A 23,405-nucleotide genomic window follows, 5' to 3' on the forward strand; every position below is an offset into this window, starting at 1 on the left:
CGCCTAAAGCAGTTCTCATTCCCTCATCTTTGGTCATTTGGGACCATTGCATAGCGTGAACGCCCGCTCGGGTTTTTTTATTTGTGATAAGAGTTATGCGTTATATGTGAAATTTATAAAGCTTTTTGTTAGCTCATAACTCTTAACACAAATCTTCAAAGGAAATCGATGAACATACTTGTTGTTGGAAGTGGCGCAAGAGAGTATTCTATAGGGCTTGCGCTAAAGAAAGATGAGAGTGTAAATGATCTCTATTTTGCTCCTGGCAACGGTGCAACATTAAATCTTGGCAAAAACATCGAGACTGGAAGCTGGGAAGAGCTTGCGGATTTTGCAAAAGAGAGGGATATAGATTTGACCATAGTTGGTCCGGAAGCTCCTTTGGTTGAAGGGATAGTAGATATTTTTAAAGATAGAGGTCTTACCATATTTGGTCCAAGTCAAAAAGCTGCTCTTTTGGAAGGCTCAAAAATATATATGAAGAATTTCCTAAAAAGACATAATATTCCTACTGCGAAATTTTTAGAAACGGATAGTCTTGAAGAGGCTTATAAATTTATAGAGTCTATTTCTGAACCTATTGTAGTAAAAGCTGACGGTCTTTGTGCGGGGAAAGGGGTGATTATAGCTCAAAGCAAGGAAGAAGCTAAAAAAGCCTCGGGCGAGATGTTAAGCGGCAAAGCTTTTGGAGAGGCTGGTAAAAGAGTCGTTATAGAGGAGTTTTTGGACGGATATGAACTTTCGATATTTGCTATAAGTGATGGAGAAAAATACGTAATACTGCCAGCCGCTCAAGATCACAAAAGACTTTTAGATAACGATAAAGGCCCAAATACCGGCGGTATGGGCGCTTATGCACCTACACCATTGATAGATGAAGAACTTTATAAAAAGATTGAAGATAAAATTATAGCACCTACTATAGATGGAATGAGAAATGAAGGAACTCCTTTTGAAGGAGTACTTTTTGCTGGACTTATGATTGTAAAAAATGAGCCTTACGTTTTAGAGTATAACGTAAGATTTGGAGATCCTGAGTGTGAAGTATTGATGCCTCTTCTTAAAACACCTGCCAGTGAGCTTTTTTATAAAGCGGCCACTAAAGATTTGGATAGTCTAAAGATAGAGTTTTATAACAAATATGCCGTGGGGGTAGTACTTGCTAGCGAAAACTATCCTTATGGTAAAAGCAAGCCGGCAGAGATTATAGTAGATGAGATAGTTCATAAAGATTTAGCCCAACATGCTCATATCTCATTTGCGGGAGTAAGCTTGGCTGAAGGTAAACTTTATGCTACCGGTGGTAGAGTATTGGTTTGCGTTGGGATAGGCGATACTTTGAAAGAGGCTAGAGATTATGCTTATCTTCTTACTGGACAAGTACATTTTGCCGGTAAAAAGTATAGAAGCGACATCGCTTATCAGGCGTTGAGAGATTAGTATATGGAGCTTGGCTTTGAAAAAAGGCAAATAGCTCCTTTACAAAAAAGGGCTTTTGCCTTCTTAATAGACGATATTGTAGTTTCTGTTATATTTTTGGCTATTATTTGGGATATGCTGCCATCCAACGCTACATTTTTGGAAATCTCTTCTATAATGAATCAATTTTTGATCTACTTGATTACTATAAAGATCGTTTATCATACATATTTTGTGTGGAAGTTTAGAGCTACGCTCGGAAAATTGGCAATGAAGATAGAGGTGGTTTCTGCTGAGAAATTTGTCGCTGTTACCTTTTCTCAAGCGTTTAATAGAGCGGTTTTTAGAATCATAAGCGAAATGGCTTTTTATCTCGGTTTTCTACTTGCTTTCATAGGCAAAAACAGGCAGGCATTTCACGACAAAACGGCAAAAACAGTAGTGGTAAATGTATAAAGTTCTCTGTTTTTTTCTCTTTTGTGTTCTTGCTTACTCTAAAGAGTTGCCGCTAGAGTTGTTTGCAAAAAAGGTTGAAACGAGACAAGATATAGTTGTTGCCAAAGAGGATGTGGTTTTAGTTTACGACGGCTATTACATAGAGGCGGATAAAGCTTTATACGATAAAAACAGTTCTACGATAGAGCTTTTTGGAAAGATAAGTATACTCAAAGAGTCCTCATATACGATATTAAGCGAATATGCGATTTTTGATATGGTTAACAAAAAAATATATTCAAAGCCTTTTTTCTTTATAGAGCAAAAAGATGGATTGTGGATTAGCTCTTGTGAAGCAAAAGGGAAAGAGGGGTTATTTCGTTTTGAAGACTCTTTGGTTTCTAGTTGTAATCCTACCGATCCTGATTGGAAGTTGGAGTTTAGTTTAGGAAAATATTACGAGAAAAAAAGATGGGTTAATCTCTACAACGTAAGGTTATATGCGGGAGAAATACCTATATTTTATCTGCCATATTTTGGATTTTCCACTTCAAAAGAGCGAAAAAGCGGACTCTTGATACCTAAATTTGCTCTATCTAATGAAGAGGGTTTTGTTTATATTCAACCAATCTTTATAGCTCCCTATCCGCAGTGGGATCTTGAGATCTTGCCTCAGATAAGAACTAAGAGAGGAAAGGGTCTTTACGCTACTTTTAGATTTGTAGATATGCCATATTCAAACGGATATTTCAAAACAGGTTTTTTTAAAGAGAAGAGTAGCTATGTAGAGCAAGAAAATTTAAAAAACAGTACTCACAACGGATTTGAGTTTTTCTACACAAGAAATGCATTATTTACTAAAAATACAACGGTTGATAAAAGAGACGGTCTTTATATCGATCTTAAATATTTAAACGATATAGATTATTTAAATCTACAACACAGAAATATAGAAAAAAGCTATAAAAGTCTAATTACCTCAAGAGTAAATTACTACTACAATATGTACAACCACTATATGGGATTTTATTCTAAGTATTTTATAGACACTACCAAGGTGACTAACGAGGATACGTTACAGATATTCCCAAAGTTGCAATATCATAGCTACGTTAAATCACTTATTTTTAATAACGTTTTATACTCCATCGATTATAAATATAACAACTATTATAGAGATGTAGGAGTTAACGCTCAGCAGTATGAGCTAAATATTCCTATTGGTGTCTATTTTAGTTTTTTTGATGACTTTTTGGGCTTTTCGGTCACTGAAAACATATATATGACCTATATAGATTACTTCAATACTCCATACTGGATAGAGAACGCCTATATAGTTAGAAACTATCACAAATTTTCTTTATACTCAGATCTAATAAAAGGTTACGAAAATTTTTTGCATACCATACATCTAAACGCTTCATTGGTTGTTCCTAGTTATGAAAAAGACGAGGGTCAAAAAGAGGATTTTATAACTATCAATAGTGAAACAAAACGGTTAGAAGTTAGCCTAAAAGAGTATTTTTACGATAAAAATGGGAAAGAGTTTTTATATCATAGAATTATCCAGCCGATTTTTTATGACAGCGATTATAAATATGGAGATTTGGAAAATGAGATCGGCTTTAAGATAAATAGCAAAATTAGCATTGTTAGTGATTTCTTTTACTCTCACCAATATAGCAGCGTCAATTCTATTACTACAAGTCTAAACTATAAAGATGCTATGCAAAGCGCTATTGTGTCGCACTTTTATAAAAATGGATTTGAGGGAAAAGAAGATTCAAGCTTCATTACGGTGAGACTTCAACGAAATTTATCTAAAAAATATAAACTATTTGGTAAAATTGATTACGATTTTGTTAATAACTATATGAAAAATTGGGAATTTGGCTGGTATTATAAAAAGAAATGTTGGAATTACAAGATAAGTTATAGAGAAGATATTCGCCCAATTTTAACGTCTGTTGGGAGTTCCTCTATCAAAAATAGAGCTATTCTTTTTAAAGTAGAGTTGGTTCCTTTAGGGGGAGTCGAGTATGCTTATAGGCAGCGAAACGAGATTACAAATTAAGGACAATATATGAAAACCGAGGCAAAAGTCGGTATATTTGTAACATTGGGGTTAGTGTTTCTTTTTTTATTGAGCACGCAGGTGAGTAAATTTGCAAATCTAGGAAAAGATGGATATATAATTTACGCATATTTAGAAGATGTTAATGGATTGGAAAGAAACGTAAAAGTTAAAATAAAAGGTGTTGAAGTAGGTTATGTAGAAGATATAGTTTTAGAAGGAGACAAGGTTAAAACCAAGCTTTTTTTGTTCAAGGGAGTAAAAGTTCCTAAAGATTCCGTTGTTCAGATTAATCAAGAAAGTATGCTTGGTACCAAATATCTTAGTATAATTCCCGGAAAAACAAAAGATTATTTAGAAGCGAACGGTTATATAGAAAAACAGCGAATTTTACCTACTTTTGACGAAACTGCACAAAGTATAGACGATGCGGCGAAAGAGTTTAAAGAGTTTATTAAAGAGTTAAGAGAGGATATGAAAGGTGATAGGGGAGACGATCTAAAAAAGAGTGTGGCAAATTTAAGAGACATTACCGAATCTATTAAAAAACTAATTGAAGAAAATAGGCAAAATATTTCCGATTCAATAGTAAATCTTAACAATATGGCAAAAGAGCTCGCATCAGCCGGAAAAAAGTTTGGTGAGATGTCTTCAAAATTTTCTTATACCGCAGATAGCATAAATAGCAAACTTCCAGATATTATGAAAAAAATTGACAAACTTGCTAACGATCTTTCGCAGGTTGGAAAAAAAGCCAAAGAGAAACTTCCTGAGATTCTAGATAGATTTTCCTCTTTAGAGAAAGATTTGGAAGAGATTATAAAAGACAATAAAGAGCCCCTAAACAAAGCTATCAATTCAGCCGATTACTTTTTTACGACGGGCGGGGATACCTTTAAAAAGGTTGATAGCTATTTAGAAAAAGTGGCAAATTCTCAGATCGAGATAGCTTTTAGAAGCGAATATATGGCAAATGACGCTTATACTAAAAATTATGCGAGTATTTACTATATACCTACTCCTAATAAATATTATATGCTAGATGTAGTTTCGGGAGATGACTATTCGAGGTTAGATAACAGTGGTAACGTTATAGAGCCGCAAACTCATGAGGATTTTAAACTACTAGTTTCTGCTCAATATGGAAGAAGATATAACGATTTTCTGTTTAGATTGGGTATTATTGAAAATACCGGTGGAGTTGGGGTGGACTATTTTATGTTTACTGATAGAGCAAAAGTTTCTCTAGAAGCTTACGATTTCAATGCGGTAAATGACGTAAGGGGCACCAATCCGCACTTGAAACTTTTAGCTAGATATAGATTTTTAAAACATTTAGATACTTTTGTAGGAGTAGATAATTTTTTAAATAGCGAAGCGACTAACTTTATATTTGGTTTGGGATTTGATTTTATTGATAATGATTTAAAATCGATTTTAGGCGCTGCAAGCGGTGCTGGAACTTTTATAAAGTGAGAGTGTTTGAAAGATAGTAAAATAGTTCAAAATATACAAAAAGCTTTGGATATTTTGGGACTTCCTCCTTTAGTTTCGCTCAAAGATATAAAAAACAGATACTACTATCTTGCCAAAAAACATCATCCAGATAGAGGAGGCGATGTAAAAGAGATGGAGAAGATTAACAGAGCCTACGAGATATTGAAAGAGTACGCCGAAAACTATAAATTTAGTTTTAGCGAAGAGGAGATTTTAAAACAGTTTCCAACTCAAAACCACGCAAAAAGATTTAGATTTTAAAAAAAGGAAGAGAGATATGCACTGTACATTTGAATTTGATATGAATAATATTAAAGAGAGATACGATATAGGAAAAGTGGCGAAACAGGCAAACGGAGCAGTTTTGCTTCAAAGCGGCAAAACTACTATGTTAGCTACCGTTGTAATGGACAAAACTCCGGTGGAAGAGGATTTTTTACCTCTTACCGTTCAATATATAGAAAAATCGTACGCGGCAGGTAAAATTCCTGGAGGTTTCGTAAAAAGAGAGCAAAAGCCCGGAGATTTTGAAACTTTAACTTCTAGAGTCGTAGATAGGGCTCTTAGACCACTTTTTCCTAAAGGTTTTTTAAATCCGGTGGTGATTACGGTGATGGTTTTAAGCGTTGATGAGGAGTCCGATCTTCAGGTTCTTGCACTAAACGCAGCTTCGGCGGCGCTTTATGTTTCCGATATTCCTATAAGAACCGCAGTTAGTGGTTTGAGAGTGGCTAAAATTGGCGATGAGATAGTTTTTAATCCAAAACTTAGCCAACTTAACGAAAGCACATTAGATCTTTATCTAGCCGGTACCAAAGATGACCTTCTAATGATAGAGATGAGATCGATTGCTACTTACGAGTCGGAAACTCTACCTTCGGCTACGGTTGATCCGATACTTGACCCAACGCTTGCACAAGAGGTAATTTTGGTAAAAAAACCGAACGCCTTTAAAGAAGAGGAGTTGGCTCAAATAATATTACAGGGTAAAGAGGCTATAAATACCGCTTGTCAAGAGTATGAGAAATATTTTATAGAGGTTGCTAAGTCTCAGGTTGAAGTTGATATAAAACCAGAAAAGATTGATGAAAATATATGGACATATATAGATGAGATATATAAAGATGAGATATATAAAGCTATAAACTCTATGGCAAAAAGCGAAAGAGCAGAAGCGCTGACGGATATTGCAAAAAAGATAACCCAAGATGAGATAGCAAAAGAGCAGGACTGGGATGAAGAGACTATCTTGAAAGTTGTAGATAAATATAAAAGAAAGATAGTTAGAGATATGATTTTAAAAGAGAGAAAAAGAGCAGATGGAAGAGGACTAAAAGATGTAAGAGAGATATCTATCGAGACAAATATATTGCCTTCTGCTCACGGTTCTTGCCTTTTTACTAGAGGTCAGACTCAAGCTTTAGTAGTTTGTACGATAGGTGAAAAAACAGCGGCTCAGATGTATGAGCTTTTAACTAGTAAAGGGCCTGAGTATGAGCATTTTATGGTGCATTATAATTTTCCTCCATTTAGTGTTGGAGAGGCAAGGCCTATAGGGGCTCCAGGAAGAAGAGAGTTGGGACACGGGAATTTGGCAAAAAGAGCTTTAGAACCGGTAGTCGATATACCAGAAGATAAAACGATTAGACTTGTTTCAGAGATTTTAGAGTCAAACGGCTCTTCTTCTATGGCTACCGTTTGCGGTGGAGCTTTGGCTTTAAGGGCTGCTAATATTGAAACTACTGATCTTGTGGCGGGTGTAGCTATGGGGCTTGTCATAGAAGGAGATGAGTATGCGATCCTTACGGATATAATGGGTCTAGAGGATCATGACGGAGATATGGATTTTAAAGTGGCAGGAACAAAAGATGGCATCACTGCTTTGCAGATGGATATAAAAGTAGGGGGTATTGAAGCTTCTATTTTAAAAGAGGCACTTTTGCAAGCAAAAGAGGCTAGGATACATATATTGGATATCATGGAAGATGCAGCTAAGAATATAGAGATAAACGAAGAAAATTTGCCTACGACCGAAACGATTACCGTTCATCCAAGTAAAATAGCTCAGATTATAGGTCAAGCCGGAAAAACTATAAAAGAGATTATCGAAAAGTTTGAGGTAAACATAGATATAGAAAGAGATAAAGGAAAAGTAAAAGTAACCGGAAAAAGCAAACCTAAAGTGGTTGCTGCATGTGATCATATAAAAACGATAACACAAAAAGATGAGCCTGAAATACCTCAATTTAAAGAGGGGGAGATTTTAAAAGGTAAGATAAAAAGAATCGCAAATTTTGGCGCATTTGTTGAACTTCCAGGAGATATAGACGGATTGCTTCATATTTCAAAATTGTCTTCTGGTAGAGTTAATAGAGTTGAAGATGTGGTAAACATCGGCGATGAAGTCGAGGTAGAAGTTTTATCGCAAAAAGGACACAAAATAGAGCTTGCTTTGAGGCGAGTTTTTAAATAGATTTAGTTAAATAGATGAGTATGAGTAGGGTAAGTGGAGAGACAATAGTCGATAGTCGTTAGTGGAGAGTGTGAGTGTAAGAGGGTATTATCCCTTGCCACTTATCCCCTATTCAATTCCCAATTCCTAATGTAACACCACTTAACTACTTAACTACTTAACTACTCAACCAAAAATTCCAATATCCAATTTATCTATTTTTAACAATAATTTTTATAAAATCTCACTTGCAAAGTGACAAGTAGGGATACGCAAGCCGAACGGACTTTGCATATACGATTTTTTTCAAATTTTTAGGAGGTTTTTATGAAAAAGTTGTTTTTTCTTTTGGTTGCGTTTGTAGGTTTTGCTTTTGCTGGAGATGGTGAAAGCATGATTCAAGCTTATTCTGTTGTTGCTGCTGGTATTGGTCTTGGTATCGCTGCAGCCGGTGGTGGTATAGGTATGGGTCAAACAGCGGCGGCTACTATAGCGGGAACTGCTAGAAATCCTGGTCTTGGCGGAAAGCTAATGACTACGATGTTTATCGCCTTGGCGATGATCGAAGCGCAGGTTATCTATACTCTTGTTATCGCGCTTATCGCTCTTTACGCTAATCCGTTCTTGGGTTAATATTTTAAAACCGAAGGCTCTTGCCTTTGGTTTTTCATTTTGGTAAAATCCAAATCTATTTAAACCAACATCTGCGGCAGTGGCGGAACTGGTAGACGCGCAAGGTTGAGGGCCTTGTGGGAGTTATCCCGTGGAGGTTCGAGTCCTCTCTGCCGCACCATGATTATTTAAGACAAGCAGTTTAAAATAAGAGATAGTAGTGGCCTTCATGCCTGTTGTCACACTAAATTTGCTTCAAGGACTCCTTTGCAAAGTAGATTTTCTTACTATTTGACTCTACTTAAAAATCTGATCATATTACAATTTTTCTTTCTGTTTATAATGTCGCTATTTAGGCTAGCTTTTTTCAAATTTGCCTCATCTGAAATAAAAGCTGATTTTATCGACTATTTCAACACGTTTTTGTTAGGTTTGAGACTTGATCTATCAGTTTTGGGGTATGTTTTTTCTATACCTCTTCTTTTTTTAATATTTGCTTACATCTTAAACAGGTTCATATCTTTTACATTTGTAAAAAGAGTGCTCTTTTTCTATTTTTTTACTTTTTATCTTTTTATATCATTGATTTTGGCTTCCGATATAGGTTTTTTCTCCTATTTTGGAGATAGAATAAACATAATGATTTTTGGAATCTTTGACGATGATACTAGGGCTTTATGGGAGATTGCAAAGAAAAATTATAATCTCTTTTTAATTTTTACGGTTACATTAGTATATATTTTTATCATATATAAGTTAGTAAAAAGATTTACTTTAGAGATAAAAGCTGTAAAAGTAAAGAATTATGGGATTTTAAAACAGATATCGATCTTTTTTATGTTAATACTTTTAACCTTTATAGCTATCAGAGGAACGTTTGGACTATTTCCTATTTATCACTGGACAAAAGACGTAGCGCACGACAATTTTTTAAATAAAATCTCAAAAAACGGCGTATATCTATTTGTAGAGGCTATAAAACAGTATAAAAAAAGTAAAAATGGAGAAACTGACTATATAAAAGAGATGGGATTTTCTTCTAAAATTGAAGAAGCTTTTAAGATAGTCTCTAATAAAGAGAATATTGACAAAACAGATCTCATAAAGAGTATAACCTATAATACTCGTTATAATGAAAAATTGGAAAAAAATCGGTTGAATGTTGTAGTTATAATGGTAGAGAGTTTTGGTATGCCGATACTCAAATATCAAAGAGATAATTTTGATATTATGAGGAAGCTTAAAAAACATTTTGAAAATGATATCTTGTTTAAGAACTTTATATCTGCTTCAAACGGTACGATAGTTTCGTTGGAACCTATGCTTTTAAATCTAGTTGCTAGACCAAAAAGCGTACCTTATGCTCAAAGTATCTATCAAAACATCTCTTTTAAGCAGGCGGCGGCAAAAGTGTATCAAAAAAAGGGTTATGAGACCTCATTTATATACGGCGGTGAACTTTCTTGGAGAAACGTTGGAAACTTCTTTTCTAAACAGGGTTTTGATAAAGTAGTGGGGAAAGCTAAAATATTATATGAGCTCTCTTTAGATAAGAAAAATTCCACGCACGACTGGGGAGTATATGATCAATATCTTTACGACTATATTTTGAAAAAATTACAAAATTCAAAAAAACCGCAATTCATATTTGCTTTAACTACAAATAACCATCCTCCATACACTATACCTAAAGACTATAAATCAAAAAAAATGATTTTTAGCGAGGAGTTGAAAAAACATCTAAGAGGAGATTTGGAACTTATAAAAAAAAGGCTTTACGATTATCAATACGCACTAGATATGGCGGGGAGATTTTTGGATATGGTTAAATCTTCTTCTTTAGCCGAAAAGACGGTCGTAGTTATAACCGCTGACAATAACACTATTGAGGGTGTTATGCATTACGACAATTATGTAGAAGAGTCTAAAAAGATCCCTTTATATATATATATTCCTAAAAGTTTCAAACCAAAAGATGTAGATATGCAAGTTCCAGGTTCTCACAAAGATATAATGCCCACTCTTTACAATCTCACGCTCTCAAACGCAAAGTATATAGCCGTAGGAACCAATTTGTTAGATAAAAAGGTTCTTCATTGCGGTTTTAACGATAAAGGTATCATTATCTCAAAAGAGGGAGCTTTTAGGTTCAAAAAAGCCGCAAACAAAGAGCAAAAGTTATGTGAAAAGTATTATAAGGCTGCATTAGCCGCTACGGATTATATAGTAAAAAGTCATTTAAAAAAGTAAGATTAAATTAGCGAGCAAGACTCGCTAATTTATATCTCTTAGCGCGGCTTTTTTGACGCTATCGTATATTCGGGTATTTTTGTATGCGGCTAAGATAATAGCCGATACTATGGCTACTGCATAATAGACCCATGTCGGAATAGGTACCGGATCGCCGGCAGCATAGGAATGTAGACCCGATAGATAGTAATTGACTCCAAAATATGTCATTATAACTGAGCTGTAAGAGACTACGGAAAAGGCGGCAAAATTGAAACTATTCCACGCTTTTGGAACAAATCTTAAATGTATAAGCGCGGTATAGACCAAAATAGTAACCAATGCCCATGTCTCTTTAGGATCCCAACCCCAATATCTTCCCCAACTCTCGTTTGCCCATACTCCGCCTAGAAAGTTGCCTAACGTTAAAAGAGAGAGACCAACTATCATAGACATCTCGTTTATCCTGTTGGCTTCGTTTATATTTAACACAATCTGCTTTTGCGTTTCTGTGTTTTTGGTAAATCCAAGTAGTATAAAGAGTATTAGGGCGATAAAGCCAAGAAGCGCACTCAGTCCTAAAAATCCATAGCTAGCGGTAATTACGGAGACATGTATAGTTAGCCAGTAAGATTTTAAGACTGGCACTAGGGTGGTTATTTGCGGATCTAGCCAGCTTAAATGTGCTACAAATAACGTAATACCAGCAAAAATAGCCGTTGAGGATACGGCAAATTCGGATTGTCTAGCAAACAGTATCCCGGCTAGTATGATCGACCAAGATATATAAAGCATAGCTTCATACCCATTGCTCCAAGGTGCATGTCCTGCTACATACCATCTTAATCCGAGATTGAAAGTATGAGCCAAAAATGCTAAAAACAGGATAATTACCACTATTTTTGTTGGTTTTTCAAGATTTAAAGATGGTTTCATCAATCTAGCGAAAATAAAAAATAGCAAAATCAGACCCGATATCAGATAAACGGGCACCAATCTATTGAAGATATCTAGCCTATTATAGAGTAGTTCGGCTTTTATTCTGTTTTCAGAAGGAATAATATCGGATCCATACTTTTTTTGATACGCTTTTATCTCGTTAACCGCTTCGTCCGCTAGAGTCCAATCTCCCGTATTAAGTCCTTTGTTGAGTCCTTTAAAGTTTTTTTCCAAAATAGTTCTGATAACTTTTCTCTCTTCGGGCGGAAACGTTTTTAAAGCTGCGGAGGGAGAGTACCAGGTTTTGTTTGGATCGTTTTTTAGGGGAAATATTCTCATAAACTCTCCGGTATATACCATATATGCTATGTTTATACGCTCATCTACTTTTATTAGCTCTTTATCGAACTTATCTCTCTCTCCAGGTCTTTTTCTAACCGCCTCTTCTACTAGTTTTGCTAGTTTGTAGTTACCGTATTTATCGAAAATATCTATAAAAGCGAAATATTTTTCGTTTTCGTTTAGGCCTAAAAGCTTTTTTACTCCGGGATGGTTTACTTTTATCATTTTTATCTTTTGCCAGTATGTGGGTTTGGAGGCCATTCCTAAAATGATCTGGTTATGTGTTAAACCAAACATAGTGTCCGAGCCGTGAATTTTGTTCAAGATATCGATTGCTGCTGAATCTATAGGTTTTATCCTTCCATCTGGTCCTTGAAGTAGTATGGTTCCAAAAAGATCTGCGTGTTTTTTGTCGATTTTTTTAACCGTTTCTATGATTTTGTCGATATTATTTATTTGATGAGTATGAATATGCTGCTCGTTTTGGGCGTAAAGTTTTCCAGATACCATAGTAAAAAATAGAATTAGCGCCAAAGCGTTTTGTGTCGGTTTGATATATCTAGTTCTTGCAAGTCTTCCAAATCTACTGTACGGGTTTAGTATATTTAACAAAAAGCCTACTCCTAATAGTATATATCCTATATAGGTAGGCCATTTGCCCGGATCGTGATTTACCGAAAGTATAGTTCCTTTTTCGTCTTGATCGTAACTAGATTGAAAGAACTTGAATCCTCCGTACTCTAAAGTGTGGTTCATATAGATTCTATATGGCATCTTTACTCCGTTTTTCTCATCATAAAGTATTACGTGGCTCTCATAAGAAGATGGACTCATAGAGCCAGGATATTTTTCGATGACAAAATCTTTTAGATAGAGATAAAAAGGTAACGTTAGCTCCTTGGAACCCCACTCTAAAGATATTTGCGTATCCTTTATATTTATATTTTCGCTATAACCTTTAAACCTTCTACCCATTCCCATTAAAGCTACCTCTTTTTTTTCTCCGTCTAGTTCAACCTCCACTACTAAAGCGGATAGTTTTTGTCCTTTCATCTTCATCGCGCTATCTACTTCATCGGCTGAGACGATCTTTTTGACGCCTTTTAGTAGAGCTTTTTGCGGTACAAGCTGAATTCCGTTGATTATATACATAAGTTTCGTTTCGTAAGGATGCGCTTTGTTTGCGGCTAACATACCTTTTTCCTGAGTAGCCATTTTAAAATATCCTGTATCTTGGTTTGATGTGAAGTAAAATTTTCCATCTTTTATAAATATGTGAAGGTAGGGTTTTTTAACCTCTTTTGGCTCCTTGGCTCCAAAGGTTATCAAAATAGGTCCTAAGTCTGCATACTGGTTGTATTCGAGTATATATATTTCCGGGCCGGAGGGAGTTGCGACCGTAATAGAGATTATAGGTTTTCCGTTTTTATCTTCTACGACTATTTTTTCGGCGTTTTTTATAAAATCTTTGTATCTAACGTATAGAGTTTTTCCTCCAATTTCTAGCTTCTCTTCAAAATCGTTTCCGCCTATTGAGGATAAAAAGATCTTTTTTTCTTTATACGCTTCTTCGTCTCCTTTTTTTGCTTGAATCTGCAGGTATGCATCGGCCGATAACATTCTATTTTCGCTTTGTCCTTCTCTAATATGCATTACACCTTCATATCCAAAATATCTAGTAAGTCCTGAGCCTATGAGAATTATTAAAAATCCTAAATGAAATATAAAAGCAGGAAGTTTTTTCAAGCGGTATAGTTTATATCGTACGATATTTCCGGCAAGGTTTATTCCAAGAAGTATTTGCAGTATCTCAAACCATTTTGCCGCATATACCAGCGCCCAGGCCGTTTCGGTTCCAAAATCGTTTTCTATAAATGTGGCTACCGCTATAGAAAATGCGAAAATTATCGTTAAAATCACCATTGTTTTCATAGATATAAGAATATTCCAAATATTTAGGATCATATTTCTCATAAAACTCCTTTTAGTTTTGCATAAATCGACTATATACTTTTATAGCTTTAAAAAGTAGATACAAAAGAATATACTGATAATTTTTATTTATAATTAAGCTTAAAGTCATGCTATTTCTTTTCTTTTTGAGAGAGTATATCGATACCTGAAATCTTCCATCTGTTGTTATCTTTTAAAAGAGAGTATTTTACTTGGTAAAAGATTTTAGTCAGCGGGTAAGCCTCTTTTGTTTTACCGTTTGGTAGATAGTTTAGATATCTATAGCTCCATTTTTCGTTTGTATAGGCTTGGGCGCTATTTTTATTTACAACAATTTTTTTGAACTCTATCTTATCTAAAGAGGCGTTCATGTATAGATTGTTTTCTTGCCAAGCGGCGATCCAAAAATAGTTTTTTTTACTTATTTTTTCGGTTGCTACGGCTTTTAAAAAATCCATATTTTTAAAAACTTTTATGAAATCTTTTTTTTTAGCCGATTTTATAATGGTTTGATTGTATGTTAAAATCGTCTCTTTTATATCTTTTATATCTTCTGTGTCTGTATTGGCAATGAGCGTTACGGATAGAAACAGAAGGGAAAAAAGAGTTACTTTTGTTCCCTTATGGTTGAGGAGTGACTGGATCATATCCACTTCCTCCATCTCCATAACCAAGTACATTTTTTCCGTGACAGCCGCCTCCGCTACAGGTAGGAGCATAAACGTTATCTGCCAATATATCCAAAGAGGTAGGATTTGCTTTTCTATATCCCATAATTTTTAACATTTTAGTTCCGTTATAGTTGTAGTTATAGGGTTCCGGAAAGTTTGTATATCCTATAAGTCTTGAAACTGGCGAACCATGAGGAATGGCTATATGACACTCTACACAGGCTATGTTAAGTCTTGACATTCTCCAGATCCATTGTTTATGCGGATAGTTTAGATTGTGACAGTTTGCGCAAAATAGTCCAGGGATAGTACCATCTGCTTGAATTTGACCAGTGCTGAATAGATTACCATTTTGATCTACCGGCCAGTACTTATTGGGACCCTTTAGCATAAATTTTGCGTTTGAGCCGTGAGGACCTTTAGGATCGACGCTATCTTCATTGTCAGCACCGTGACAATCTGAACAGTACATGGTTTGATTACCTAGATTTTGATTCCAAGGTGGAAACATTACGTCGGTAGTCCCCCAAGTGTCTAAACCTCTAGGCGCGTAAGAGCCCGGCATCTGGTTAAGAGGCATTATTACCGGATGAGCCGATTTGTTGTTGGGGTTAAATTCCATTGCCTGATCCGTAGCATTCATAGCTTCGTTGTCTATCCAAGCCGAGGTTGAAGCGGTGGCGATTTCCGTAGAGGCTGTAGCTTGAGTAGGTCCTAACGCCCAGTACGAGTGACATTTAAAACAGATCTGATACTCTTTTTCGGCCTCTGCTAAAGTTGTAAAAGAGGTTGGTTGAGTCCAGTTGGCCGGCCAGCTAGTAGGCTCTATACCGGTAACGCCTTTTAAAACGTTTGAAACTAGATTAGTCGAAATATCGGGTAAAGTAGGATACCACTGTCCAGCCGGTGCGTGTGTTCCGGCCTCGGCTTTATGGGGATTGTGACAATCCATACATTCGGCGTGTTTCGATGTGTCCCACTTAACGCTATGAGAGGCTGCCGGATCAGTTTCTACCGAACCGTAACCGTAAAGCGTATCTAGGTTTGTATGCACTCCGTCAATCGTATTTGTCGGATGCGAATAGAGTCTATTTAAGACGGTTTCAATCTGTTTATTTGTTGATAGCGTACTTCCAGTACCGTGACAAGGTGCTGTACTTCTAGTGTCGGAAGCGCCCATGTAGCAGCTATTTTGTTCCACTTTTCTTAGAAGATAGGGTTTTCCTTGTCCGTTGTGTGGGGTATGGCAGTTAGCGCAGTAAAGATCACTCACGCTTACGCTTGCGCCGTTATTGTATCTGCTATTTACCAAAGTGTCCGTATAGGTATTGGTTGCTGTTCCGTGTGCGCCTAGTGTTGTGCTATTTTGGTTTTTGGTGTGACATGACATACATGTTTTTTTTACGTTATCACCGTGATTAATGCCCGTTGTAACTCTTAAAAATTTTGAGTTTTCTATATGGGGATCATGGCAAGAGGAACACTCTACATATTGCTTCCCGTTGTAAGTATAGAGTTTTAAAGGTGCATCGGGACTATTTTTTAACTCGATACTTTTACTTCCTACGTCAAAATTTTTGATATTTGTAGGGTCGTATTCAATGCCGACCGGATGGTGTATAGAGAGATCGGTGCCTATAAATCCCTCGGCCGTTGAGGGCATAGTGCCGTCGGCGTTAACCCCTAACATATCTATGAGAGTATTTCCTAAAATATTTCCTCTTACCATATAAACAGAACCTATGGCTACAGTACCGTCATGACAGCTAAGACACTGTCTAGAGAGTGACCCCGGAGTTCCCTCGGTAATACCTAGATCGGCCGGAAGCGGATAGTTGGTTCTTTTTAGATACTCGCTCTCATACATAGTATAAGCCGATTGAGGCATAGATCTGTTCCAAAGAGGCTTACCGGGTTGCGAATGGTGGGGGATATGGCAAAAAACGCACACCTCCCGCTCTGTGGAGGCTTTTATGTTACCTGGACCTGTAACGGAGAGGTTATGTTTGGTGTTTAAAATAGTACCGGCATAGATAAAAGAGATAGAAATGGTTATTAAAGTAACAATTAGTTTCATATCCGCCTCCTTATTTGTAGTTTAGTATCTTAAATATCTGTACTCTCATGTTGTATGAGTCTGTAACGTACACAAACCCCTCTTTAGTTATCTCTATATCTTCCGGCATGGCAAATTCTCCCGCCTTTTGTCCGTAGCTTCCTAAGGACAATAAAATGTTACCATTATTATCAAAAATCTGAATAGCGTGAAATAGCGTGTCGGTTATATATATATTACCATATTTATCTACCGCTAACCCTCTAGGGTTTGAAAAACTTCCTATCGTATTGCCGAGACTGCCAAATTTTTTTACAAATTTTCCTTTTTTGTCAAAGATCTGTACTCTATGGTTCATCGAATCGCTAACATATAAAAATCCTTTATCGTCAAAATTTATAAACGTCGGCCTGTTAAACTCTCCGTTTTTGTTTCCTAGACCTCCTATAAAGCTTTTATACTCTCCTTTTGGAGTAAAGATTTTTATTTTTGAAGCTAGCGTATCGGATACTAATATAAGATCTTTTTCTTTGTTATAGGCTATGCCCGTTGGGCGTTTGAGTCTTTTTTCTCCGATTTTTCTTAAAAAATTTCCGTTTTTATCTAGAACCATAACCACTTTTTGCACCGAATCGGTTATATATATATTATCTCTTTTATCGGTAGTTACGTCTATGGGAGAGATGAAGCGAAACTCTTTTTTTACATCTATAGTTTTTAGCTTTTTATTTTTAAGATCAAAGATAAACAAAGCTTTAGCTCCTATATCTGTTATGTATAACTTGTCGTCGCTAAAGTGGATGCCAAAAGGTTTTATAAGTTTTTTCTCTTCGCTACCTGCGAAAAAATCCCAAATTTTTGCGAAAAACCCTTTTTTGATATCTAAATCTTCGGCTTTTGATATACTTTTTACATAAGCTATCTTAGCTTTTTCCGGAGGCTGTGGCCAGTAAAGAGTTTTTTCGTTTTTTTGCGCGCATAACTGAAGAGTAAAAGCTAGAGCTACAATCCATAACTTTTTCATATCTTATCCTTACAATTTTCTCTCTATTCTAAAATAGATATTAGTATGAGTTCTTTGCCCTTCTTCTGAGCCCGTTTGTGCACTATAAGCAGAACCTACCGATACTTTAACCTTTCTTACTTTATAGACCAATTCAGCTTTTGAAGTGTATGTGGTTAGACCATATACCGTATCGCTAGTGACTTTACCTAAAACCCTAAATATCAGATCTCTTCTTAACGTATATAAAAATTCGCTGTTTGCATAGGGATTGGTCCTTTTTGTATAGTTTCCTCCGCTGTATCTAAAACCTAGATTTGCCGAAAATTTTCCTCTATATCCAACATTTGTCCAATAGCTAAGGCTGTTATTTAAACCGTAATATGTTTTTGATACGCTTTGTGTTTGATTGTTGTCAAGATATTCATTCTTTTCCAAAGTAGAGTACAAAGAGATATTGAAATTAATATTTTCTTTAAACATTTTATTGTATCTAGCGTTTGCGCTAATCCTCTGTATCGCGTCGACTCCCGTAGATATAAGCTGGTAAAAAGATAAATCTGAAGATATTGAGCTTTTTGCTTCCTTAAAGTTTTTTGACAATCCAGCCGTTAGTGTATATGAAAGCATATTGCGATCATCTAAAGTTATATTTTGATCTCTATATTTTTCAGCTCTCCCCGTTACGTCTAAACTTAAAGTTCCTATGAGATCTTTTGTGAGAGATTTTTGGTATGAGGCTCCAAGCGTTAAGCTAGTTAAAGTCATATCGGCAGAATCTCCTCTTGCGTTAAATACCTGAAGATTCTGCCTTGTTGAGATATTGTTGTCAAAATTATATATGTTGTTTAGATTTAGAGTTAGATAGTTGTTTTTTGTTCCGTTTGAACTTACGCTATCGGCAAGTAGCGAGCTGTTAAGTCTCCACTTTCTATTTGGTGAATAGGTGTGATTGATATACGCCGTTATACTCTCTAGTTGCAAATAGGTATTATTTAAATATTTGGCGTATGAGGTTAGATTTGAGATATCTGAGATTTTCCAAGAGAGATTTGCTAAAGCCGAATCATAGCTATCGCTCCACTGATCTATATAGTTAATACCTCTATCCTCTTTATAGTAGTCTCTATTTTCATGCTCTAAAGTTAAGTTTGCATTGATGTTCTTTTCAAACTCTTTGTTAAATGTCAGTAAAAACTTTTTTCTTTTTTGATTTTCATAAGAAAATGCTGTAGTCTGTTCGGAGGTAGAGTCTCTATATGCGTAACCGATATTTACAATATTATTTTTTATACTTCCTCTTATACCTTGAGCGTCTAGATTATAAGTGGAGAGTAGTGAACTCCCAGCTTGAATATTCCATACTGGAGATTCGGTTTTTTCTTTATAAATAGTAAAAGGATAGTTAGATTTTTTAATTATATCGGCGTAAAATCTATAGTTGATATTTTTTACGTCGCTTTCAACGGTATATGAACTATTTTCGTTTGTTACGGTAGATTTTGAATTGTCTATAAGTAATCCAAATCCAAGATCGTAGGTTAGAAGATACGGACTATATATGAAACTTGTATAACCTAGTTCATAATTTTGTATATAGGAACTTTTCTCCGTTTTATTTGTAGAGTTTTCGGTATTGTCAAACATTACGGTATATGAGAGTTTACCGTAATAATTTTTAGCCTGAAGAGTTGAAAAATATAGAACAGATACTATAAGAACAGAAAATAGTCTCTTCATCTATCTTACCGATTATTGAAGTAGTTCTCTATTTTAGACTCTTTTTTTGCTCTCTTTAGTATCTCCTCCATCCTCTTTTTTTCTTCTTTTGCTTTTAACTCTCTTTTTAGTTTCTCTTTTATTTCCTCAAAAGTGAAGAGTTTTTCGGGAGTTTTCTTTTCAAGTTTGATAATATAAAATCCTTTTGTTGTCTCTATGGGCTCGCTTATCTCTCCCTCTTTTAGCTTTATAGCCTCTTTTTCGATAGGTTCTTCAAGCATTCCTTGATGTATAAATCCCATATCGCCGCCTTTGATCCTTGTCATATCGTTTGAGTATTTTCTAGCAAGTTCAGAAAAATCCTCTCCTTTTTTAAGTTTTTCCATAACCTCTTTAGCTCTTTTTAAAGCTTTTTGTCTACCTTTTGGATCAGTAGGGTCGTTCCTTAAGTAGATAAGTTTTAGTTTTAGTTTTGGAGGCATTTTAAACTTGTATCTATTTTTTTCGTAATACTCTTTTAACTCTTTTTCGCTAAACTCTTTTTTAACCTCTTTATCGTAAAGCTTTCGTATAAGAAGATCCTCTTTTAATCCCTTTAAAAATTCCTCATAACTCATATTTGAGATTTTGAGTCTTCTTTTTAGATTCTCTTTATTACCGTACGCTTTTATAAATCTTTTTTCCGCCTTTTTAAGCTCTTTTTTCGATACTTTATAACCTCTCTTTTTTGCATAGTCTAGTAATACTCTTTTGTTTATGAGATCTTTTAGAGCCTCTTTTTCGAGCTCTTTTCTTTTCTCATCCGATACGTTTGAGTGTATGAAGTTCCTAGGTATAAGGAGTTGAACTTGTATATCTAACTCTTTTTTTGTTATGTTGTAGTCGTTTACTTTAGCTACTACGTTTTTATTTTGGTTTTGCGCAAAAATGATACTAACAACTATAATCGGCGCAAAAATTTTAAAAAAATTTTTCATATTCATATCTATTTATCCTTTTTGTTTTCCTCATTTTTTTTATTGCTTTTTTTATACTCTTTTAACTCTTGATACTTTTTAGGATTGGCTTTTTTCCACTTGTCACTTACGTATTGATACACCTGCACTCTTGCGTTAAAGGAGTCAACGATATAAACTTTATCTTCTTCATCTACGTAAATACCTGCGGGTAGATAAAATTTTCCTGGATCAAAACCGGCACCGCCGAAAAAGAGAAGTATTCTTCCTTTTTGATCGAAAATTTGAACGTTGTTAAAGGCTGCGTCAGCAACGTATAGATGATCTTCGGAGTCAATTCCTATGCCTTTTGGTCGAGCAAACATCCCGGGCACGTTTCCAAGCTTTCCAAATTTTGTTAAGAACTCTCCGTCTTCGTCAAATATCTGGACTCTAAAATTTTGGGTATCCACTATGGCTACGTTGTTGTTTTCTCTATCTATAGCTATGTTGGTAGGAAAGTTAAACTCGCCGTCCTCTTTACCTCTTTTTCCAAACTCAAAAAGTAGTTTTTTTGTTTTTAGATCGTACACTTTTACGTTGTGCGACTTTGTATCTACTACGTATATTCTATTTAGTTTATTGTTTATGGCTATTCCGGAAGGTCTTCTAAACTCTCCTTTTTCTCCTAGAGCAAAGACTAGGTTTCCGTTTTTATCGTAACCGAACACTTTTTTTTGTTTCGAGTCCGAGACGTAAACAATCCCTTTGGAATCTATAGCTATTCCAACCGGTAAAGCCAGTTTTCCGGGAGGTTTTTCTCCTAAAAATGATATCTTTTTATTTTTGGTATCTATAGCAAAAACTAGCGCTAGTGCGGTATCAGTGACGTATATAACTCCGTTTTTAGCGGCAACTCCGTAAGGCTTAAAAAGGTTTTTTCCAAGCCCTTTTTGCTGCTCTCCCAAAAAAGCGTCAAGAGTGCTATTTTTAACGAAGTTCGCCTCTCCTCTGTAACTTGTAACGTAAAAGAGTCTGGGTTCTTCAGGAGGCGGCGGCATGACTATCTTTATTTCTTCTTGCTTTTGCGAAGTACAGCCTGTTAGTATAAAAGTTACATATAAAAACCATAAAATTAGCTTTGCCTTTTTCAAATAGCGCCTCCATAATTTAAATTTATACAAAATTATATCAAATAGAAAAGGCAGAGGCAATTTTTGGCGTGACAATACTATAACCTTAACTTATCTGTTACAATTTTTTCAAAAACGGTAACAGATAAGTTAAAATAGGCAAAAAAAAAGGTACGGCCGAAGCCGTACCTTTTTTTTTATACAAAAGCCAATACTATTTTGCGTGACAAGCCAAACACAACTGGCTTCCAACATTACCATTCGCCATTCTTAGGAAAGTTGGATTTTCACCTGCATGTGGGTCGTGACAACTAACGCACTCAACATTTCCGCCTCTTAACAAGTCACCAATAGTCGTTGCGCCGTTCCAAGTTCCTGGAAGAGCGGTTGTTGGGTCTTTTAAACTTGCTGCACCTGTTGTGTAAGGGATAGATACCGGGTGATCATTTGTTAAGTCAGTACCTATTTGAGTAACGCCCGCAGGCATTGTAAAGGCTGTTCCAGCCGCAGTTGTGCCAAACGCGACGTATTGACCTGTTTCTACGTATCCACCAGATCCAGGCGCGTTAACTATAGAGTTAATAGCACTTACACCGTCATGGCAGCTTAGACAAGCAAGAGATGGTGCTTGCGGAGATGCTAACGTTTGCGTACCTGCTACGGTCGTACCGTACATAGTATATGTAGTAGGCGCGTTTTGGTCGTTTTTATTCCAAAGCGGTGCGCCTGCAAATGCTGTATTTGCTGCGTGCGGTGTATGACAATATACACAGATCTCATCGTTGTTTTGACCGGCTGACGCTTTTATGGTTACGTCAGGATTAGTATTGCTTGCTGTTAAATCGTGCTTACTGTTAGCAATCTGAGCTACCGCAGATGTTACTCCTACCGTTAACAAAACGGCGGCTGCTATTTTACCTATTTTTGCTCTCATCATGTTAACTCCTTTGTATTAAAATGTTTTTCAAGAATTATAGTAACAAAAGTTTGTAAAAATAGTGTAAAAAATTAAAAGTTTTATTGATTACGTAATTCAGAACTTTTTATATAACTTTTTGTATAATAATATTTAATAAATTTTAAAATCTAGCATAACAAAATATTATATTTATTATTACATTTAGTATAGTAAATTTTTTTATATAAAAAAATGAGTAGATAAACTTAGATTTGATTAATTATGTATAGAAGATTTTTTATCATAAAAACTATCTATTTATCATGACATGTTTTACAGAGTTGGCTACCAGAGTTTGAATATCTTAAATATCTACCGTAAGTAGGATCGTGAGGGTCATGACAGCTAACACACTGTACTTTTCCGTCTCTTAATAGATCGTTAATAGTAGTTGCGTTATTCCATCCAGTAATTGGAGTGTTTTTTGGCTTTAGTCCGGCAACGCCCTCAACGTAGGAGATAGATACTGGATGATCATTTGTTAAATCTCCATAAAGTCCAATAGCAATTTCTTCGGCGTTTGGCATATCTTTTGGGGTAGAGTTGGCGTTACCTATATATGTTCCGTTAGTGTTATATCCGCCTGAACCAGGTGCATTTACCACGCTATTCATGGCACTTATACCATCATGGCAGCTAAGACAAGCCAGTGTTGCACCAGTAGGTGCCGGATCGGTAGGCGTACCGGCTAAAGTTTGTCCAGCAACTCCTGATGTTGTTGCCCCATACATTGTAAATGAAGTAGTTATGGTAGGTTTATTCCATAACGGAGCTCCATAGGAAGTATTTGCGGCGTGTGGTGTATGGCAATAGACACAAATTTCATCGTTGTCATCAATACCTGTACTTAGATCGTGTTGAGTTCCTATCATTGACTGAGAAAAAAGTGGATTTATAAATATTGTAAAAAAAGACAATGAAGTAGTGAAAAGTTTGATTTTCATAATAATCCCCTCTAAACTAATCTGTAACATAATT

General features: G+C 35.7%; 17 protein-coding genes and 1 tRNA gene. 9 read left to right on the top strand and 9 right to left on the bottom strand.

What is annotated here, in order from left to right:
• Positions 1–168 precede the first annotated feature (168 nt).
• From purD to NIL_RS02135, 9 genes are all read left to right on the top strand, one after another.
• Positions 169–1,440, top strand: coding sequence for a phosphoribosylamine--glycine ligase (gene purD / locus NIL_RS02095; RefSeq protein WP_187647992.1), 1,272 nt, complete (start codon positions 169–171; stop codon positions 1,438–1,440).
• 3 nt (positions 1,441–1,443) lie between these two features.
• Positions 1,444–1,875, top strand: a complete 432-nt coding sequence (locus NIL_RS02100; protein WP_187647993.1) for an RDD family protein — start codon at positions 1,444–1,446, stop codon at positions 1,873–1,875.
• Positions 1,868–3,928, top strand: a complete 2,061-nt coding sequence (locus tag NIL_RS02105) for an LPS-assembly protein LptD (protein WP_187647994.1) — start codon at positions 1,868–1,870, stop codon at positions 3,926–3,928. Before NIL_RS02100 ends, NIL_RS02105 begins: the two co-directional genes overlap by 8 nt.
• Before the next feature lie 9 nt (positions 3,929–3,937).
• A complete protein-coding gene (locus tag NIL_RS02110; RefSeq protein ID WP_187647995.1) occupies positions 3,938–5,404 on the top strand; it encodes an MlaD family protein in 1,467 nt (488 codons plus the stop codon).
• A gap of 6 nt (positions 5,405–5,410) precedes the next feature.
• Positions 5,411–5,686: a J domain-containing protein gene (locus NIL_RS02115; RefSeq protein WP_246434453.1), complete on the top strand. Its 276-nt coding sequence runs from the start codon at positions 5,411–5,413 to the stop codon at positions 5,684–5,686.
• A 16-nt stretch (positions 5,687–5,702) separates the two neighbouring features.
• Positions 5,703–7,898 (top strand): polyribonucleotide nucleotidyltransferase, encoded by a 2,196-nt coding sequence (locus NIL_RS02120; RefSeq protein ID WP_187647996.1) that lies wholly within the window; start codon positions 5,703–5,705, stop codon positions 7,896–7,898.
• Between the two features lie 306 nt (positions 7,899–8,204).
• A complete protein-coding gene (locus tag NIL_RS02125; protein WP_187647997.1) occupies positions 8,205–8,510 on the top strand; it encodes a F0F1 ATP synthase subunit C in 306 nt (101 codons plus the stop codon).
• Positions 8,511–8,583: 73 nt separating this feature from the next.
• Positions 8,584–8,670: transfer RNA gene (locus NIL_RS02130), tRNA-Leu, on the top strand.
• Between the two features lie 86 nt (positions 8,671–8,756).
• Complete coding sequence (locus tag NIL_RS02135) at positions 8,757–10,739, top strand: LTA synthase family protein (RefSeq protein ID WP_187647998.1); 1,983 nt, start codon at positions 8,757–8,759, stop codon at positions 10,737–10,739.
• Positions 10,740–10,763: 24 nt separating this feature from the next.
• Here the strand turns inward: NIL_RS02135 and NIL_RS02140 are convergent, their stop codons facing one another.
• The 9 genes from NIL_RS02140 to NIL_RS02180 all read right to left on the bottom strand — a co-directional run bounded on the left by NIL_RS02140 (position 10,764) and on the right by NIL_RS02180 (position 23,371).
• On the bottom strand, positions 10,764–13,973 hold the full coding sequence (locus NIL_RS02140; protein ID WP_197972112.1) for a cytochrome c biogenesis protein CcsA: 3,210 nt from the start codon (positions 13,971–13,973) through the stop codon (positions 10,764–10,766).
• A gap of 110 nt (positions 13,974–14,083) precedes the next feature.
• On the bottom strand, positions 14,084–14,599 hold the full coding sequence (locus NIL_RS02145) for a hypothetical protein (protein WP_187647999.1): 516 nt from the start codon (positions 14,597–14,599) through the stop codon (positions 14,084–14,086).
• On the bottom strand, positions 14,574–16,700 hold the full coding sequence (locus tag NIL_RS02150) for a cytochrome c3 family protein (protein ID WP_187648000.1): 2,127 nt from the start codon (positions 16,698–16,700) through the stop codon (positions 14,574–14,576). Before NIL_RS02150 ends, NIL_RS02145 begins: the two co-directional genes overlap by 26 nt.
• 10 nt (positions 16,701–16,710) lie before the next feature.
• On the bottom strand, positions 16,711–17,703 hold the full coding sequence (locus tag NIL_RS02155; RefSeq protein WP_187648001.1) for a 6-bladed beta-propeller: 993 nt from the start codon (positions 17,701–17,703) through the stop codon (positions 16,711–16,713).
• Positions 17,704–17,712: 9 nt separating this feature from the next.
• Entirely contained in the window at positions 17,713–19,422 is a 1,710-nt protein-coding gene (locus tag NIL_RS02160) for a hypothetical protein (RefSeq protein WP_187648002.1), read from the bottom strand.
• A 5-nt stretch (positions 19,423–19,427) separates the two neighbouring features.
• Entirely contained in the window at positions 19,428–20,384 is a 957-nt protein-coding gene (locus NIL_RS02165) for a peptidylprolyl isomerase (RefSeq protein WP_187648003.1), read from the bottom strand.
• A gap of 2 nt (positions 20,385–20,386) precedes the next feature.
• A complete protein-coding gene (locus tag NIL_RS02170; protein ID WP_187648004.1) occupies positions 20,387–21,490 on the bottom strand; it encodes a 6-bladed beta-propeller in 1,104 nt (367 codons plus the stop codon).
• Between the two features lie 193 nt (positions 21,491–21,683).
• A complete protein-coding gene (locus NIL_RS02175) occupies positions 21,684–22,406 on the bottom strand; it encodes a cytochrome c3 family protein (protein ID WP_187648005.1) in 723 nt (240 codons plus the stop codon).
• Between the two features lie 275 nt (positions 22,407–22,681).
• Complete coding sequence (locus tag NIL_RS02180) at positions 22,682–23,371, bottom strand: cytochrome c3 family protein (protein WP_187648006.1); 690 nt, start codon at positions 23,369–23,371, stop codon at positions 22,682–22,684.
• Positions 23,372–23,405: the final 34 nt, after the last annotated feature.

The organism is Nitrosophilus labii, from assembly GCF_014466985.1.
Lineage (GTDB): Bacteria > Campylobacterota > Campylobacteria > Campylobacterales > Nitratiruptoraceae > Nitrosophilus_A > Nitrosophilus_A labii.